The sequence below is a fragment of the Serratia sp. YWN4 genome, from assembly GCF_055790845.1.
Genome location: NZ_CM147696.1, coordinates 109514 through 127007 on the forward strand (window position 1 = coordinate 109514; position 17494 = coordinate 127007).

Consider the following 17494-nt stretch of genomic DNA (forward strand, 5'->3'; position numbering starts at 1 on the left):
CAATAGAAAAAGGTGTGCAGATGAGGGAAACATTACTGCTGGAGAGCCGCGACTATCTGCCCTCTGAGCAGATGCCGGTCGCGGTGGCGGAGCGTTATCCTCAGGAGGGATTTGCCACCCATACTCACCAGTTTTGCGAGATCGTGATCGTCTGGCGCGGTAATGGCCTGCATGTGCTGAACGATCGCCCTTACCGTATCACCTGCGGGGATATTTTTTATGTGCGCGCCAGTGATTGCCACAGCTATGAATCGGTACACGATCTGGTCTTGGATAACATCATTTACTGCCCCGAACGCCTGCGGCTGAATGCGCAATGGGAAAGCCTGTTGCCGCCGTTTGCAACTGCGGACGAGCGTTACTGGCGGCTATCCACTCAGGGGATGGCACAGGCGCGGCCGATCATCGCTCAGCTTTCACAAGAGAGCCGCAAAACCGATTCGCTGTCGCTGCAATTCACCGAAGTGTTGCTGCTGCAACTGGCGATCGTACTGAAACGTCATCGCTATGCGGTGGATAAAGCGCATATGCTGCCAGATGGCGAACAGTTGGATCTGTTGATGGCGGCGCTGCAAAGCGGTATCGACGGGCATTTTGAGCTGGCGCTATTTTGCCAGGAGCACCATTTAACGGAGCGGGCGCTGAAGCTGCTGTTCCGCCAGCAAACCGGCATGACCATCAACCACTATCTGCGGCAGATCCGGCTATGCCAGGCCAAGCGCTTGCTGCGCCGCAGCGAGTTCCGCATCAGCGACATTGCGGCCCGTTGCGGATTCGAGGACAGTAACTATTTTTCTGTGGTGTTTGCGCGTGAGGCCGGAATGACCCCACGCGAATATCGTCAGCGGTTTGTGGCGACGGAAGAGTCGCTGTAATCGTCAGCCCTTAAGACGCCATCCCCATACCCACAATGTTGGCCGCCAGAATGATCACTAGGCAGCCGATGCACAGGACGGCAACCGGTTTTCTGGTGCCGCATTTCCACTCTTTCAGCAGCAGCCCGACAATACCGCCGCACAGTACGTAGAAGCTCATATGCAGCATCCAGCTCATGTAATCGTATTGCGTTGGGATCTTGGCGTGGCCCCAGGCGTAGAAGAAGAATTGCAGATACCACATCAGGCCAGCCAGCATGGAAAACAGCACGTTGATCACCAGCAGCCGTTTCGGCAGCGAGAAATCCGTTTTGGCCGACAGGTTCTTCAGGGTTGCCAGGCGGATAAAGCAGTAACCGAGGTTAATCAGTGCGCCGCCGCCCATAATCACCACGTAGCTCGGCAATGCGACGTACAGCGGATCGATACCCAAGGCACTCGCCGCTTCGTGCATCGGTTTGGCGGCGTCCATGGCAAACGACATCCCGGCCGAGAAAATACCGCACATCACGGCCAGCACCAGCCCTTTCTTCAGGTTGAATTCTTCGGCGCGGATGCCCATAGCCCGCTCTTTCAGCAAGCCCGCGTAGCTGACGATTAGCACGCCGATCAGCGCAACGAACACGCCAAGCAGCGACATGCGGCCACCGGCGGTACCAAACAGCAATTCAAACCGGCCTTGCAGCAATGGAGTCATCAGCGTCCCGATGATCAGCGTGATGCCGATAGCGATACCAATCCCCATCGACATGCCGAGATAACGCATGGTCAGGCCATAGTTGATATTACCAATGCCCCACATGGCGCCAAACAGAAACACTGGCAGCAGGGTCGCTGCGCTGAAGGAGCCATAATACTGCCAAAAATCAGGCAGCAGCACATAGCTGACTGCCCAAGGCAGAATCAACCAGGAAACGAAGCCGCCGATCGACCACATGGTTTCCCAGGACCAGTTTTTTACCTGTTTGAATGGTGCGTAGAAGCAGGCAGCGCTGGCTGCCCCGACCAGGTGCCAGAGGATCCCTAGCATAATGGCGTTGTTCATCTTGTTATCCTTCGTTGTTATTGGCGCGGTAAGACCACGGATGAACAGGAAGTCTAAAGAGAGGTGGCAAAGGGAACCTTCGGGTGGCTGCCGGATGGCACAAGAGCATGGCAAAATTCAGCGGGTGTGTATGCCGACGATCACAGATTTAGCGAGAATGCTTCAGGGCGATGTCTGTACGGCAGGCCATCGCCTTGAGGTGGCAGGTTTTATTCTTTGAGCAAGGCACCCGCGTAACCTAGTTGACGCCAAGCCTCATACACCACCACGGAAACTGCGTTTGACAGATTCATGCTGCGGCTCTGGGCCTGCATCGGGATGCGGATTTTCTGTTGCGCGGGCAACGCATCAAGGATGCTGGCGGGCAGGCCGCGGGTTTCCGGGCCGAACAGCAGATAGTCACCCGCCTGATAGCTCACCGCGCTGTGCGCCGGAGTGCCTTTGGTGGTCAGGGCAAACAGCCGCTGCGGGTTTTCGCTGGCGAGAAACGTGGGGTAATCGGCATGGCGTTTGATGCTGGCAAATTCATGGTAATCCAGCCCGGCACGACGCAGGCGCTTGTCATCCCATGGGAAGCCCATCGGTTCGATCAGGTGCAACTGGAAGCCGGTATTGGCACACAGGCGGATAATATTGCCGGTGTTGGGTGGAATTTCGGGTTCAAATAAAACGATATTCAGCATGTAACAGGCCCCTCATGATGAGGGGCGCAGAATAGCAAACTCTTGGCGTGCTGGCGATTAACGCTGATGCAGCGGCAGCCACAGCACCAGACGCAAACCACCCAACGGGCTGTCTTCGGCCTTTACCCAGCCGCGATGCTGGTTGACGGCGGCTTCGACGATCGCCAACCCCAGGCCGGTGCCGCCAGATTCACGATCGCGGGCTTCATCGGTGCGGTAGAACGGGCGGAATATCTGCTCGCGATCTTCCGCACTGACGCCAGGGCCGTCGTCATCGACCACGATGGTGACCCCCTGACTATCAGCGCTGAAGGCCACCGTGATGCGTGTGTGGGAGTAACGCAGGGCATTACGCACAATGTTTTCCAGCGCGCTATCCAGAGCGCCTGCGTTGCCGTAAATCGTCCAGGGGCCAGGAGGGGAAGTAACCTCCAGATGTTTGCCCATCTGTTCGGCTTCGAAGCGGGCATTGTCCAGCACTTCGGCCCACAGTTCGTTCGCTTTCAGCAGTTCGCGCACCAGCTCGCTTTTCTGTTGCCCGCGCGACAGGAGCAGCAGATCGTTGATCATCGAATCCAACCGTTGGGCTTCGGTCTCAATGCGCGCCAGTTCGTGCCCTTCGCCATGGCGGCGGCGCATCAAAGCGGTAGCCAATTGCAGGCGTGTCAACGGGGTGCGCAGTTCATGAGAGATGTCGGAAATCAGCCGCTGCTGCGCCGTCATCATTCTTTCGAGCGCGCTCACCATCTGGTTGAAACTGGCACCGGTGGCGAGGAATTCCTGCGGCCCAGACTCCAGTTCTGGATGCTGTTTCAGATTACCGCGCGCCACATCGTCGGCGGCATTTTTCAGCTTACGCGCCGGTTTTGCCAGGCTCCAGGCCAGCCACAACAGCAGTGGGGCACTGATCAGCATGGTGACGATCAGCAGCAACAACGGGCGGTCAAACATCAGGTTGATAAAATCGGATTGCGGGCTGTTCGCCGGGCGGATCAGGTACAGCTGATAGTTGTCTTCGCCATCGCGCACCGAGAATGGGCCGACCAGCTCAACGCGGCCGTATTTTTTCTTTTTCGGCAGATCTGAGTTATCCGATTGGCCGATGAAGTTGCGCACAATCTGCATTTCATTGCGTTGAGCGCCAATCACCCGCCCTTCGCTGGTGACCAGAATCAGGCGTTGGCCTGGGGGGGCCCATTTATCGATAGCGCGAAACAGGCGGCGCCACCACATCAGATCGTTGGCCGGATCGTTTTGTAACTCGGCCTCGACGTGTTGTTCCAGCATCAGCCCCTGCCGCTGCTCGCTGTCCAGCAGCGAGGTGATCTGGCGGGAGTCGAGCTTAGGCACCATCAACACCAACATCAGCACCAGGGCTAATGTGAACCAGAAAATGGCGAAGATGCGTGCCGTCAAACTGTTGATCATGCTGCTGATACCATCAAATAGCCCCGTCCACGCAGGGTTTTGAACCATGGGTGGCCGTCTTTGCGATCCGGCAGCTTACGCCGCAGGTTGGAAATGTGCATGTCAATGGCGCGATCGAACGGCGTCAGGCGTTTGCCCAACACTTCCTGGCTCAGTAATTCACGTGAAACGACCTGGCCAAGATGCTGTGCCAGCAGGTAGAGCAGGGTAAATTCGGTGCCGGTGAGATCGAGAGCATGCCCGTCAAAAGTCGCCTCTTGGCGGCCAGGGTTGAGCTGCAGGCCGTCTACGTCCAGCGTAGGGGCGCTGGTATCGACATTCTGCTGCTGCTCGCTCCAGTTGGAACGGCGCAGAATGGCGCGGATGCGGGCCACCAGTTCGCGATCGTTAAAGGGTTTCGCCAGATAATCGTCGGCACCCAATTCCAGGCCAAGTACCCGATCCAGTTCACTGCCACGCGCGGTCAGCATGATCACCGGAGTCTGGTGATGCTGGCGCAGTTCTTTCAACGTATCGATACCGTTTTTCTTCGGCATCATGATATCAAGCAACAATAGGTCGATGGAGCTGTCCAGCAACGACAACGCCTGTTCACCGTCGTGGGCCACGACGATGTTAAAGCCTTCCATTTCAAGCAGTTCTTTCAGCAGCGAGGTTAGCTCGCGGTCATCGTCAACTAACAGAATTTTGTTCATTATGATTTACCTCCTGACGCAAAATACGTCATCAACTGTTGACATTCCATGACTTTACGTAGTTTTACATGCACTGACGCATGTTTGCAGGTGCAGCAGTACACTGCTCCTCGTTGATTCGCAAAGAGAGAATGCGTGAGGAGTGAAAATGCGTAAGTTTACCGTAGTAGCAATGGCATCAATGTTGGCGATAGGTTCTTCCGCTGCCTTTGCTGCCGATACTACACCGGAAACTGCTCAAGCTCCTGCCAATGATGCGATGATAAGAACACCCGGCCAATACCACATGTTTGAGGGTATCAGCCTAACCGAGCAGCAGCGTCAGCAAATGCGCGATTTAATGCGCCAGGCTCGCCACGATCTGCTCGATGTCAAGGTAGCGGAAATTGAAGCCATGCATCGGCTGATAACCGCAGACAAGTTTGATGAAACCGCCGTTTATGCCCAGGCGGAAAAGATGGCTCAGGAACAGGTTAAGCGCCAGGTCGAAATGGCCCGCATACGCAACCAGATGTATAACCTGCTGACGCCAGAGCAAAAAAGTGTTTTAGACCAGAAGCATCAGCAGCATCAGCAGCATCAGCAGCGTATGCAGCAGATGGAGCAACAGATTTCTGGTTTGCAGCAAACTTCTGCCCAGAAGTTGAGTACGACTGAGTAGTCCCCTGTTTTTTCCTTGCCATAGACACCATCCCTGTCTTCCCCGCCTTTACGGCGGGGCTTTTTTTGCCTGACATTCCGTTATACTAACGCCATGAGTTTTAGTTGGGGTTCTTTATGGAACAGCAATATGCGCGTCTGGTGAAATCCGCTGCTTTAGCCGCCACCGCGACGGCTTCTGTTTTGCTGCTAATCAAAATCGTTGCCTGGTATCTCACCGGATCGGTGAGTTTGCTGGCGGCGCTGGTGGATTCTCTGGTTGATATTGCTGCTTCGTTAACCAACCTGTTTGTGGTGCGTTATTCACTGCAACCTGCGGACGAGGAACATACTTTTGGTCACGGCAAGGCCGAGTCATTGGCGGCGCTGGCACAGAGCATGTTTATTTCCGGTTCTGCGCTGTTCCTGTTCCTGACCGGTTTTCAGCACCTTTATTCACCACAGCCGCTCAACGCTCCCGGTATCGGTATTGCGGTGACTCTCATCGCGTTGGTCAGCACTCTGGTTCTGGTCAGCTATCAGCGCTGGGTGGTAAGAAAAACGCGCAGTCAGGCAGTGCGAGCAGATATGCTGCATTATCAGTCAGATGTCCTGATGAATGGTGCTATTCTAGTGGCGCTGGGGCTCAGCTGGTACGGATTTCACCGTGCGGATGCGCTGTTTGCTTTGGGTATCGGGGTCTATATCCTCTACAGTGCACTGCGCATGGGGTATGAAGCGGTACAATCCCTGTTGGATCGCGCCTTGCCGGATGAAGAGCGCCAGGCGATTATCGACGTGGTATCCTCCTGGCCGGGGGTGAAAGGGGCGCACGACTTGCGAACCCGGCAGTCCGGGCCGACGCGGTTTATTCAGCTGCATCTGGAAATGGAAGATTCGCTGCCGCTGATGCAGGCGCATATTCTGGCTGAGCAGGTTGAGCAGGCGCTGTTGCATCGTTTTCCGGGGGCGGACGTGATTATTCACCAGGATCCCTGCTCTGTGGTGCCAGTAGGTCGGCAGGGTCATTGGGAACTATAATTAGCTGATTTGGGTCAATAGGGTAGGCGTTGTGAGAATATCACCTTAGCTCGGTGTGCTATACGCAGTTTTTTCCTCGATATTGCGTGACCTGAATCAATTCAGCTAAGTCTTTTTGTTATAATATCCAGCAATAAAAGCCGTAAAGCTGGTTTTCCGCAGTCGGAAAGAGTCCAGGGTAATCGGCGAATACAGAATTCTTTACAAGTTCAGAGGTAGTCATGATCAAGAAAATCGGTGTACTGACGAGTGGCGGCGACGCGCCAGGTATGAACGCTGCCATTCGCGGCGTTGTGCGTGCTGCACTCACAGAAGGTCTGGAAGTTTTTGGTATTTACGATGGCTACCTTGGTTTGTACGAAGATCGCATGGATAAATTGGACCGCTACAGCGTGTCTGACATGATCAACCGCGGCGGCACCTTCCTGGGTTCTGCGCGTTTCCCTGAATTCAGAGATGAAAACGTACGTGCCAAGGCAATTGAGAACCTGAAAAAGCGTGGGATTGATGCGCTGGTTGTCATCGGCGGTGACGGTTCCTATATGGGGGCGAAGCGCCTGACCGAAGAGGGTTTCCCATGTATCGGTCTGCCAGGCACCATCGATAACGATGTGGCGGGCACTGACTACACTATCGGTTATTTCACGGCGTTGGAAACCGTGGTAGAAGCGATTGACCGCCTGCGTGACACCTCTTCATCACACCAGCGTATCTCCATCGTTGAAGTGATGGGCCGTTACTGCGGTGAGTTGACGCTGTCTGCCGCCATTGCCGGGGGCTGTGAATTTATCGTGTTGCCAGAAATCGAGTTCAGCCGCGACGATCTGGTTAATGAAATCAAAGCCGGTATCGCCAGAGGTAAAAAGCATGCCATCGTGGCCATCACCGAGCACATCTGTGATATCGACGAACTGGCGCGCTATATCGAGCAGGAAACCGGTCGTGAAACCCGTGCAACCGTGTTGGGCCATATCCAGCGTGGTGGCTCGCCGGTGGCTTATGACCGTATCCTGGCGTCTCGCATGGGTGCTTACGCCATTGAACTGCTGCTGCAAGGTTACGGCGGCCGTTGCGTGGGGATTCAGAACGAGAAGATGGTGCACCATGACATCATCGACGCTATCGAAAACATGAAGCGTCCGTTCAACATCGACTGGTTGGAAACGGCGAAAAAGCTGTACTGATACGCAATTTATTTGCTGCAAACAAGCCTCCGTTTACTGGGGGCTTTTTTTATGCGTTGATCTTCATATTCCAGAATGGTCTAGCCAAAAATTTTTTATTCTTTAATGGTGAGGGAAATTTCTGGCAGGCTCTGATGCTAAATCAACCTACTGAGGTTGCGGTCATTTTTCTGGGGGAGTAGGCAATGCGTAAATGGGGTGTAGGTGTGACTTTACTGCTGTTGGTATCGGGTGCTATGGCGAAAGATATTCAACTGCTGAACGTTTCATACGATCCAACGCGTGAGTTCTATCAGGCATACAACACCGCGTTCGGTAAATACTGGCAACAACAGACCGGTGATAATGTTACGGTGCGTCAGTCACACGGCGGTTCCGGCAAACAAGCCACCTCGGTGATCAACGGCATTGAGGCCGATGTGGTTACGCTGGCGTTGGCTTATGACGTGGATGCCATTGCCGAGCGCGGTCGTATCGATAAAGACTGGATCAAGCGCCTGCCAGACAACTCAGCACCCTATACTTCCACCATCGTATTCCTGGTGCGTAAAGACAATCCCAAGCAGATCCATGATTGGCCCGATCTGGTGAAATCTGGCGTATCGGTGATTACGCCGAATCCAAAAACCTCCGGTGGCGCGCGTTGGAACTATCTGGCGGCCTGGGGCTATGCCCTGCATCACAATAATGGCGATCAAGCCAAGGCGCAGGAGTTTGTCAAAAACCTGTACAAAAACGTGGAAGTGTTGGATTCCGGTGCGCGCGGCGCAACCAACACCTTTGTTGAACGTGGGATCGGGGATGTGCTGATCGCCTGGGAAAACGAAGCGTTATTGGCGGAGAAAGAGTTGGGTAAGGATAAATTTGAAATCATTACCCCGAGTGAGTCGATCCTGGCTGAACCTACCGTGTCGGTGGTTGATAAAGTGGCTGATAAGCGCGGCACTCGTGAGGTGGCCAATGCCTACTTGAAATATCTGTATTCTACCGAAGGCCAGACTATTGCCGCGAAGAATTACTATCGCCCACGTGATGAGGCGATTGCCGCCAAATTTGCCGAGCAGTTTCCGAAACTGAAATTGTTCACCGTGGATGATACGTTCGGCGGCTGGACTAGCGCACAGAAGATCCATTTTGCGACCGGCGGCGTGTTTGACGAGATCAGTAAACGGTAATTTATTGAAGATATAAACAAAAAACCCCGGCGCGCCGGGGTTTTGCTATTTCAGGCCGGAAAAAATCAGGCTTTTTTCGCTGCGGCAGCGGCTTTGACGATCACGGCGAAAGCGTCAGCCTTCAGTGAAGCACCGCCAACCAGCGCGCCGTCGATATCTGGCTGAGCAAACAGCTCTGCGGCATTTTTGTCGTTCACAGAACCGCCGTACTGGATGATCACTTCAGCGGCCACGGCAGCATCCTGCTTGGCGATATGATCGCGGATAAATTTGTGTACTGCCTGTGCCTGCGCAGGGGTGGCAGATTTGCCGGTACCGATGGCCCATACTGGCTCATACGCAATCACGGTGCCTTTAAAGGCTTCAGCGCCTTGGGTTTTCAGCACGGCGTCGAGCTGACGCGCGCAAACTTCTTCGGTTTTGCCAGCTTCGTTTTCTGCTTCGGTTTCACCGATGCACAGCACTGGGATCAGGCCAGCGGTTTTCAGCACGGCAAATTTCTCAGCGATCGCAGCATCCGTTTCTTTGTGATAAGTCCGGCGCTCAGAGTGGCCGATAATGATGTATTGCGCACCGATGTCTTTCAGCATGTCGGCAGAGACTTCACCGGTGAAAGCGCCAGACAGATTAACGTCGACGTTTTGTGCGCCCAGCGCGATGCGGCTACCGCCCAGCGCGTGCTTGGCCTGATCCAGATACATCACCGGAGGTGCGATAGCAACGCCACAGCCATCAACGCTGCTCAGTTCTTTGCGCAGGCCAGCAATCAGTTCATTGACCATATTGGTGCTGCCGTTAAGCTTCCAGTTACCCATAACTAATGGATGACGCATGTGTTTTTCTCCAAAAAAGGGACGCGAGAGTCGAAATAACCACTGCCGGACCGGCAATTTACCTGCCCAACAGTATAGAGATCAATAAACGCAAAGGCTTTGCTTTTTGTCATTAATTGCCGGGGTATCAGGGTTCAGATAGCGCCAGCTTAATCGGTTCAACAGCGAAAGTTATCCCTTTATCGCCGTTATCTGCCACCACATAACGTATTGCGCCAACCTGATGCTGATAAAAGTGCAGACCTTTACCTTTTTCCAGCAGATTGCTCACCCTGATGATGCTTTCTTCCACGGTCAGCGCGGGTTCGAACTGGCGCATCAGGGCAGCCATGTAATTGACCGAGATCGCCCGTGCGGCTTTTTCTTCGTTACCCTGCAAGGGCAAGTGGGTGATTTGCACCGTTTTGATTTTACCGGTGCCTTTTTCCAGCGCGGTCGAGGCGTACAGATTTTCGTTCAGCTTACTGGCGGCGCGGGTCAACAGCGGGGAATCGTCTTCCTTGGAGGCAATCACACGGAACTCACCGATCGGTAACATCGGATTATCGCGGTTATATTTTTCGCGAAATTGCACCACCGTCAAATCAAATGTCGGTGCCCCGGCCAGCAGATAAGGCGCGTTCGGTGGCGCACCAGCAACGGCATCTGGCGGATCGGCCCAGGCATTGCCGATACCGGATAACAGGCAGGCAATAGCGATGATTTTTCTCAGCATGATAGGCGGTATCGGTAACAAGGATGACTCCGATTAAAGCGATATACTCGTCATACTTCAAGTTGCATGTGCGATGGCCCGCTTTCTACCGGGCAGAAATCTCAACCCGGTATGGCCTATGTTACACTGCGTCGCTGAATATGGGCAGGCCAAGAGTGCATGAATCAATGACCTTACAACAGTGGTGTTTCTCATTTAAGGGCCGCATCGGGCGGCGTGATTTCTGGATCTGGATCGGTATCTGGCTGGCGCTGATGGCTGTTGCTTTCACGCTGGCCAACTATCATCTGGTGGCGATCCAGTCGATTGCCTTTTTTATTGTGGTATTGCTATGGCCAACGGCGGCGGTGCTGGTTAAACGCCTGCACGATCGCAACAAGGCGGGCTGGTGGTCGTTGCTGCTGATTCTGGCATGGATACTGGCGGCGGGGAACTGGCAGATGTTGGCACCGATCTGGCAGTGGGGCGTTGGCCGGTTTATCCCGTCGTTGATTATGGTGATGATGGCGCTCGATCTGGGCGCTTTTGTCGGCACACCAGGGGATAACCGATTCGGCCCGGAGGCCGAGCCGGTAAAATTCCGCTGAATTACCAGTAATGCTCGCTGGTGATATGCCCTGGTTTGCGGCGCAGGTGCTTACGCATCTGATGGTGTTCTTTCAGCGTTTGCTGGGTGTCACGCACCATCTGCGGGTTACCGCACAGCATCACATGGCTGGTTTCGGCATCGAGGGTTAAACCCACGGCCGCTTCCAGCCGCCCATCTTCGATCAGGCCCGGCACACGCCCGGTTAACGATCCGGCCACTTCTTCGCGGCTGACTACCGTTTGAATGCGTAACTTGCCGTGATAGCGCTGTTGCAGTTGTTGCATCAATGGCAGGTAGCTGAGATCGCGGGCAAAACGTGCTGCATGAACCAGCACCAGGTTGTTGAATCGCTCCAGCCCTTGGCCTTGTTGCAGAATCGACAGATAAGGGCCGATGGCGGTACCGGTGGCCAGCATCCACAGCGTGTCGCAATCCGGCACCTCTTCCAGCACAAAGAAACCGGCGGCCTCTTTGGTGACCATCACGTCGGCACCCTGTTGCAACTGGTGGAGCCTTGGGCTGAGTTTCCCTTCTGGCACGGTAACCAGATAGAACTCCAGGCTGGGATCGCTGGGGGCGTTAACATACGAATAGGCGCGCTGAACGCGTTCACCGTCGATCTCCAGCGCCAGTTTGGCAAACTGCCCTGCGCTGAAGTTATCGATTGGGGCATTGACGGTGATGCTGAACAATCCATCCGTCCAGTGTGTGACCTGCGTGACTTTGCCATTAACCCATTCAGCCATACTGTTTAAAGCTCCTGCGTTTGAATCAAATAAGCACAATGTCGTGAGCCGGAAATGGCATGTGCCGTGCGCTCTATCCGGTAACTCTGGCCAAGCAGGCGATGGAACAGTTGCAGTTCCGAGTTGCACAGCTTGCTGCAAGCATTGGCCGCCACGCCGATGGGGCAGTGATTTTCCACCAGCAGCATACCCTGCGGATGCTCAAGCAGTTCCGCCATGTAACCGTCGTGCTGGCGCAGGCGCACCAGGCGAGCAAGCTTACCGAGCGGGTTTTCCTCTTCTGCCAATTCATCAGCATAGCGGCGGAAGAGTTTTTCTTCCCGTGCAAGAATCAGTTTCTCTAATCCTTCGGTGCCGAACAGCTCATGGGTCGACTCCAGCAACGTTGTCGCAAGCCGGTCATGGCTATCGGCAAACTGGGCATGGCCCTGCTGGGTGAGCGACCAAAAGCGCGTCGGGCGGCCCACTTTGGTGCGCGTTTCCTCGTAACAAACCAACTCACGCTTTTCCAGGGAATGCAGATGCTGACGGATACCCATCGGCGTGATCTCAAGCCGTTCGGCCAACATTTTGGCGGAGTGAGGGCCTAAGGTTTTCAGCTGCAATAAAATCAGTTCTGGTGTTTTCATAAACCAAATCCCTGTGGCTGTCATATTATTTCAAGTTGATGAAAATAATTATCGATTAAATGCTAAAGCCGATGAATGCAATCCCCTGACATTCTTAACTCTTTCTAGCTATTCGTACAGTTTAATTTACGAGATTGGCGGCGATTTCTACCAGTATGACGATGATCAATATCTGTCTGAATTTCGCTGAAAAATCAGATTTTTTAACTTGTGCGGCGCAAAAATAGTGCCATGAGGTTTATCTCTGACGCTTTGAGTAGGAATGGGTGTAATGAGGAGTGAACAGGTTAGCGACGATGATGAGAAAATGGCAATGCGGCCTGACAAGAAGAGGTGGGCACCGTATGCGGTGCCCTTGATATTTACAGCAGGAATTCGTGCAGCGCAGCGTCTTTGCGATCCAGATAATGGGTCGAGCGAATGCGGCGGATGGTGCGCGATTTACCGCGGATCAACAGGGTTTCGGTGGTGGCCATATTGCCTTTGCGGGTGATGCCTTCCAGCAGGTCGCCTTTGGTGATGCCGGTCGCGGAAAAGATCACGTTATCGCTGCGCGCCATGTCGTCCAGAATCAGCACCTTACCGGCTTCGATGCCCATCTCTTGGCAACGGGCCAATTCCTGCTCACCGATACGATGGTTTTCTGCGCTATCGCCCTTCACCTGATGGCGTGGCAGCAAGCGGGCCTGCATGTCACCATCCAGCGCGCGGATCACCGCGGCGGATATCACGCCTTCCGGCGCTCCGCCGATACCATACATCACATCCACTTCGCTGTCCGGCATGCAGGTCAGAATAGAGGCGGCCACGTCACCATCAGGAATGGCGAACACTTTCACGCCAAGCTGCTGCATCTGGGCGATCACCGCGTCGTGGCGTGGTTTCGCCAGCGTGATCACTGTCAGTTCTGCCAGCGGCTTGCCAAGGCGGGCAGCAATATTGTGCAGGTTTGCTGCCAGCGGCAGATTGAGATCGATAACCCCACGTGCCTGCGGGCCAACCACCAGCTTTTCCATATACATATCTGGGGCATGCAGGAAGGTGCCGCGATCGCCCACCGCCAACACAGCCAACGCGTTGGATTGGCCCATGGCCGTCATCCGGGTGCCTTCGATCGGATCGACGGCGATATCCACGGCATCGCCCTGACCGGTACCGACCTGCTCACCGATGTACAGCATCGGGGCTTCATCAATTTCACCCTCGCCGATCACAATCCGGCCATCGATATCCACTCTGTTGAGCATAATGCGCATGGCATTGACGGCGGCGCCGTCAGCAGCATTTTTGTCGCCGCGCCCCAACCATTTGTAACCCGCCAGAGCGGCGGCTTCGGTAACGCGGGAAAATTCGATGGCTAATTCACGTTTCATGGCAAACCTGTGAGTGATTAAAGGGAAGAAAATATCAACAAAGTTTATCACAGGGCGGCGGCGGTCGGGCGGGGCAAAAAAAGCGCCGCCCGCAGGCAGCGCATTGTCAGGGCAAAAGCAGCCGGTGAACTTAGTCGTGATCTTCCCACGCCTGCGCACGAGCCACGGCTTTTTTCCAGCCGCTGTAACGGAAATTGCGCTCGGTGGTTTCGATACCTGGGCGGAATTCACGTTCAATGTTGGCTTTGCTCTTCACTTCGTCCAGATCGTTCCAGTAGCCAATCGCCAGGCCTGCCAGGTAGGCCGCCCCCAACGCTGTGACTTCACGCACTTCAGGGCGCTCCACACGGGTACCGAGGATGTCGGACTGGAACTGCATCAGGAAGTTGTTGGCCACCGCGCCACCGTCCACACGCAGCGATTGCAGGCGGGTGTTGGCATCGGCTTGCATCGCATCCAGCACGTCGCGGGTCTGGTAGGCGATGGATTCCAGCGTGGCACGGATAATGTGGTTGCTGTTCACGCCGCGCGTCAGGCCAAAGATGGCACCACGAGCATACGGATCCCAGTATGGCGCACCCAGGCCGGTAAAGGCGGGTACTACGTACACTCCGTTGCTGTCTTTGACCTTGGTGGCAAAGTATTCGGAGTCGGCCGCGTCGCTAATCAGTTTCATCTCGTCGCGCAGCCACTGGATCGAAGCACCACCGATAAATACCGCACCTTCCAGCGCATAGTTCACTTCACCACGCGGGCCACAGGCGATGGTGGTCAGCAGGCCATGGTTGGAGCGCACGGCTTCGGTACCGGTATTCATCAGCAGGAAGCAGCCGGTGCCGTAGGTGTTTTTCGCCATGCCCGGTTGGACGCAGAGCTGGCCGTACAGCGCCGCTTGCTGGTCACCGGCGATCCCGGCAATAGGAATACGCGTACCGCCTTTACCACCAATGTTGGTCTGGCCGTAAACTTCTGAAGACGGGCGGACTTTCGGCAGCATGGCGCGTGGGATATCCAGCACTTCCAGCATGCGCTCATCCCAGTCCAACTGATGGATGTTGAACATCATGGTGCGCGAGGCGTTGGTGTAATCGGTCACATGCACCCGCCCTTGGGTCATTTTCCACACCAACCAGGTGTCGACGGTGCCGAACAGCAGTTCGCCGCGCTTGGCGCGTTCGCGGGCACCTTCGACGTGATCGAGGATCCATTTAACTTTGGTACCCGAGAAATACGGGTCAACCACCAGGCCGGTATTGTGGCGGATGTACTCTTCCAGCCCGTCACGTTTGAGCTCTTCGCAGATCTCTGCGGTACGGCGGCACTGCCAGACGATGGCGTTATAAATCGGCTTGCCGGTCTCTTTTTCCCAGACGATGGTGGTTTCACGCTGGTTGGTAATACCGATACCGGCGATCTGATCAGAACTGATGTCCGCTTTGGCCAGCACTTCCACCAGCGTAGAGCTCTGCGAGGACCAGATCTCCATCGGATCGTGTTCCACCCAGCCGGGCTTCGGGTAGATTTGGGTAAATTCACGCTGTGATACCGCAACAATGTTGGCATCGTGATCGAGCACTACGGCACGTGAACTGGTGGTTCCCTGATCGAGAGCGACAATGTATTTTTTTTCTGTTGTCATGAGCTTAATCCTGTTGTTGTTAACCGTGAAAACGTTGCCAATCACGCGTTACGCTGTTCTGGCTTGGCAGTGGGTTGGTCTTCTTCGACGCAAACGTCGCAAGGCAGATGGCGGCCAATCAGCGCGCGGTAACCGAAAGCACCCAGACCGGCACCGACGATAGGGCCGAAGATCGGTACCAGGAAGTAAGGGATATCGCGCGCACCGGTAAAGGCCACGCTACCCCAGCCTGCCAGATAAGCGAACAGTTTCGGGCCGAAGTCACGCGCCGGGTTCAGTGCGAAGCCGGTTAATGGTCCCATAGAGGCACCGATGACGGCAATCAGAATACCAATCAGCAGCGGTGCCAGCGGGCCACGTGGAATGCCGTTGCCGTCGTCGGTCAGGGCCAGAATCAGGCACATCAGAATGGCGGTGATCACCGTTTCTACCAGGAAGGCCTGGCCGACGGAGATATGGGCATTGGGATAGGTGGAGAAGATACCGGCCAGCGCCAGGCTTTCGTCACTGCCGCGCACCATCTGATGGGCGCTCTCAAAGTCGAAAAACAGGTTGTAATACAATCCGTAGACCAGTGCTGCGGCGCAGAAGGCACCGGCAATCTGCGCCACGATGTAAGGGAGGACTTTGCGGCCATCAAAGCAAGCGAACAACCACAGCGCCAGTGTGACGGCCGGGTTCAGGTGTGCGCCGGAGATCGCGGCGGTCAGATAGATGGCCATGGCAACGCCCAGGCCCCAAATGATACTGATTTCCCACTGGCCGAAGCTGGCACCGGCCAGTTTCAGCGCTGCAACGCAGCCTACGCCAAAGAAGATCAACAGGCCGGTACCGAGAAATTCCGCGATACACTGGCCTTTTAAAGTCGGACTGGTGGTTTGGCTCATAATGTTATTGTCCTGCAAACGGCGGTTATAGGTTTATACCCTGCTGGGTATACAGGCTTGGCGCGTTTCGCGCTGTAGCCTGAGGTACAGTTTTTCATCTCGTCCACTTATGAATTGAGGACGTGATGTAAATTTATCGTTAACGAACATAAACGAGAAATAGCGAAATCAAAATGTGTGTACTTCGTCATAAAATTGAGCGAATTCGCGTTATTTAGTGTTTTTTATGAACCATAAAAGTGTGATCTGACCATGGATTTGATTGCCATCTGTTAACAACTACAAAAGTGACGGCAGGAAAATTGCAACAGACTGCGCGTTGGGCCGGTATGTTGCTAGACAGTGAGAGGCAGGCTACATACAATCGTTTTTATCGAAAGAAGCGTTTTATTGAGACAAGCGCGTTTTCCATAACAGCGCGTGTCATTCGGCGCGATGCATATTCGCAGCCGCTGCAACTGACGTTGCGGCGCTACTTATAGATGTACGCCTTGCTATCATGAGGGGACTGAAGAATGTCATTTGAAGTATTTGAAAAACTGGAAGCAAAAGTTCAGCAGGCGATTGATACCATCACGCTGTTGCAGATGGAAATTGAAGAACTGAAAGAGAAGAATAACGCGCTGTCTCAGGACGTTCAGAACGCTGCGGGTAACCACGAAGCGCTGGCGCGTGAGAATCAGCAATTGAAAGAAGAACAGCATGTTTGGCAAGATCGCCTGCGTGCACTGCTGGGCAAAATGGAAGAGGTCTAATCTCGTCCGTTAGCTGAGATCGAAAAGGGCGCCTGGGCGCCCTTTCTCATATTCTGCGGTTACTCGATATCAAGAGGATCTTCGGAAAGAATGATACCGGTATTGTCGGCGTACAAATGATCGCCAGAGAAGAAGGTGACGCCACCGAAGTTGACGCGGATATCACTCTCACCAACGCCTTCACTGGTGGCTCCCACCGGGATCGCGGCCATGGCCTGAATGCCGATGTCCAACTCTTCCAGATCGTCCACCTGGCGTACTGCACCGTAAACCACGATGCCTTCCCATTCGTTCTGGGTTGCCAGGCGTGCCAGCTCAGCGTTGATCAGCGCACGGCGCACAGAGCCACCTCCGTCGATCAGCAACACGCGGCCACGGCCATTTTCTTCGAGCAGTTCGAACAGCAGGCCGTTATCCTCAAAGCATTTCACCGTAGTGATTTGCCCGCCAAATGAAGTACGCCCGCCAAAATTAGAGAACAGAGGTTCAACTACGTTGACCTCTTCCTGATAAATATCACAGAGTTCGGAAGTATCGTATTTCATAGGATTTTACGTCAGTTT

At 54.5% G+C, this 17494-nt stretch carries 19 protein-coding genes; 7 read left to right on the top strand and 12 right to left on the bottom strand.

Annotated features, from left to right (window positions below; translation table 11 throughout):
- Positions 1-20 precede the first annotated feature (20 nt).
- Positions 21-875, top strand: a complete 855-nt coding sequence (rhaR, locus tag ACX9GT_RS00515; RefSeq protein WP_473189351.1) for an HTH-type transcriptional activator RhaR — start codon at positions 21-23, stop codon at positions 873-875.
- A 10-nt stretch (positions 876-885) separates the two neighbouring features.
- Here rhaR and rhaT read toward each other — a convergent pair whose 3' ends face one another.
- The 4 genes from rhaT to cpxR all read right to left on the bottom strand — a co-directional run bounded on the left by rhaT (position 886) and on the right by cpxR (position 4726).
- Positions 886-1920 carry an L-rhamnose/proton symporter RhaT gene (rhaT, locus tag ACX9GT_RS00520; protein WP_473189352.1) on the bottom strand — a complete coding sequence of 345 codons (1035 nt, stop codon included), beginning with the start codon at positions 1918-1920 and terminating at the stop codon, positions 886-888.
- 209 nt (positions 1921-2129) lie between these two features.
- The gene (gene trmL / locus ACX9GT_RS00525) at positions 2130-2603 is read right to left on the bottom strand and encodes a tRNA (uridine(34)/cytosine(34)/5-carboxymethylaminomethyluridine(34)-2'-O)-methyltransferase TrmL (RefSeq protein ID WP_473189353.1); all 474 of its coding nucleotides are present in this window, start codon (positions 2601-2603) and stop codon (positions 2130-2132) included.
- A 57-nt stretch (positions 2604-2660) separates the two neighbouring features.
- Positions 2661-4031, bottom strand: coding sequence for an envelope stress sensor histidine kinase CpxA (cpxA, locus tag ACX9GT_RS00530; protein WP_473189354.1), 1371 nt, complete (start codon positions 4029-4031; stop codon positions 2661-2663).
- Complete coding sequence (gene cpxR, locus ACX9GT_RS00535) at positions 4028-4726, bottom strand: envelope stress response regulator transcription factor CpxR (protein WP_473189355.1); 699 nt, start codon at positions 4724-4726, stop codon at positions 4028-4030. The genes cpxA and cpxR overlap by 4 nt, the downstream gene beginning before the upstream one ends.
- A gap of 148 nt (positions 4727-4874) precedes the next feature.
- Here cpxR and cpxP point away from each other — a divergent pair, with 148 nt between their 5' ends.
- The 4 genes from cpxP to ACX9GT_RS00555 all read left to right on the top strand — a co-directional run bounded on the left by cpxP (position 4875) and on the right by ACX9GT_RS00555 (position 8765).
- On the top strand, positions 4875-5387 hold the full coding sequence (cpxP, locus tag ACX9GT_RS00540) for a cell-envelope stress modulator CpxP (protein WP_473189356.1): 513 nt from the start codon (positions 4875-4877) through the stop codon (positions 5385-5387).
- 116 nt (positions 5388-5503) lie between these two features.
- Positions 5504-6406: a CDF family cation-efflux transporter FieF gene (gene fieF / locus ACX9GT_RS00545; protein ID WP_473189357.1), complete on the top strand. Its 903-nt coding sequence runs from the start codon at positions 5504-5506 to the stop codon at positions 6404-6406.
- Positions 6407-6627: 221 nt separating this feature from the next.
- On the top strand, positions 6628-7590 hold the full coding sequence (pfkA, locus tag ACX9GT_RS00550) for a 6-phosphofructokinase (RefSeq protein WP_473189358.1): 963 nt from the start codon (positions 6628-6630) through the stop codon (positions 7588-7590).
- 185 nt (positions 7591-7775) lie between these two features.
- On the top strand, positions 7776-8765 hold the full coding sequence (locus ACX9GT_RS00555; RefSeq protein WP_473189359.1) for a sulfate ABC transporter substrate-binding protein: 990 nt from the start codon (positions 7776-7778) through the stop codon (positions 8763-8765).
- A 65-nt stretch (positions 8766-8830) separates the two neighbouring features.
- On the opposite strand, the gene tpiA is transcribed toward ACX9GT_RS00555, so the two are convergent.
- Together tpiA and ACX9GT_RS00565 are read right to left on the bottom strand one after the other, a co-directional pair.
- On the bottom strand, positions 8831-9598 hold the full coding sequence (tpiA, locus tag ACX9GT_RS00560; RefSeq protein ID WP_473189360.1) for a triose-phosphate isomerase: 768 nt from the start codon (positions 9596-9598) through the stop codon (positions 8831-8833).
- Positions 9599-9725: 127 nt separating this feature from the next.
- The gene (locus tag ACX9GT_RS00565; RefSeq protein ID WP_473189361.1) at positions 9726-10313 is read right to left on the bottom strand and encodes a DUF1454 family protein; all 588 of its coding nucleotides are present in this window, start codon (positions 10311-10313) and stop codon (positions 9726-9728) included.
- A gap of 167 nt (positions 10314-10480) precedes the next feature.
- Here ACX9GT_RS00565 and ACX9GT_RS00570 point away from each other — a divergent pair, with 167 nt between their 5' ends.
- Positions 10481-10900: a DUF805 domain-containing protein gene (locus ACX9GT_RS00570; protein ID WP_473189362.1), complete on the top strand. Its 420-nt coding sequence runs from the start codon at positions 10481-10483 to the stop codon at positions 10898-10900.
- Between the two features lies 1 nt (position 10901).
- On the opposite strand, the gene fpr is transcribed toward ACX9GT_RS00570, so the two are convergent.
- From fpr to ACX9GT_RS00595, 5 genes are all read right to left on the bottom strand, one after another.
- On the bottom strand, positions 10902-11648 hold the full coding sequence (gene fpr, locus ACX9GT_RS00575) for a ferredoxin--NADP(+) reductase (RefSeq protein ID WP_473189363.1): 747 nt from the start codon (positions 11646-11648) through the stop codon (positions 10902-10904).
- Positions 11649-11653: 5 nt separating this feature from the next.
- Positions 11654-12277: a helix-turn-helix transcriptional regulator gene (locus ACX9GT_RS00580; protein WP_473189364.1), complete on the bottom strand. Its 624-nt coding sequence runs from the start codon at positions 12275-12277 to the stop codon at positions 11654-11656.
- 362 nt (positions 12278-12639) lie between these two features.
- Positions 12640-13650: a class II fructose-bisphosphatase gene (glpX, locus tag ACX9GT_RS00585; RefSeq protein WP_473189365.1), complete on the bottom strand. Its 1011-nt coding sequence runs from the start codon at positions 13648-13650 to the stop codon at positions 12640-12642.
- A 130-nt stretch (positions 13651-13780) separates the two neighbouring features.
- On the bottom strand, positions 13781-15289 hold the full coding sequence (glpK, locus tag ACX9GT_RS00590; RefSeq protein WP_473189366.1) for a glycerol kinase GlpK: 1509 nt from the start codon (positions 15287-15289) through the stop codon (positions 13781-13783).
- Positions 15290-15330: 41 nt separating this feature from the next.
- On the bottom strand, positions 15331-16176 hold the full coding sequence (locus tag ACX9GT_RS00595; protein WP_473189367.1) for an MIP/aquaporin family protein: 846 nt from the start codon (positions 16174-16176) through the stop codon (positions 15331-15333).
- 515 nt (positions 16177-16691) lie between these two features.
- On the opposite strand from ACX9GT_RS00595, the gene zapB reads away from it, so the two are divergent.
- Positions 16692-16931, top strand: coding sequence for a septal ring assembly protein ZapB (gene zapB / locus ACX9GT_RS00600; protein WP_459400541.1), 240 nt, complete (start codon positions 16692-16694; stop codon positions 16929-16931).
- A 59-nt stretch (positions 16932-16990) separates the two neighbouring features.
- Here the strand turns inward: zapB and rraA are convergent, their stop codons facing one another.
- Entirely contained in the window at positions 16991-17476 is a 486-nt protein-coding gene (rraA, locus tag ACX9GT_RS00605; RefSeq protein ID WP_076943998.1) for a ribonuclease E activity regulator RraA, read from the bottom strand.
- Positions 17477-17494: the final 18 nt, after the last annotated feature.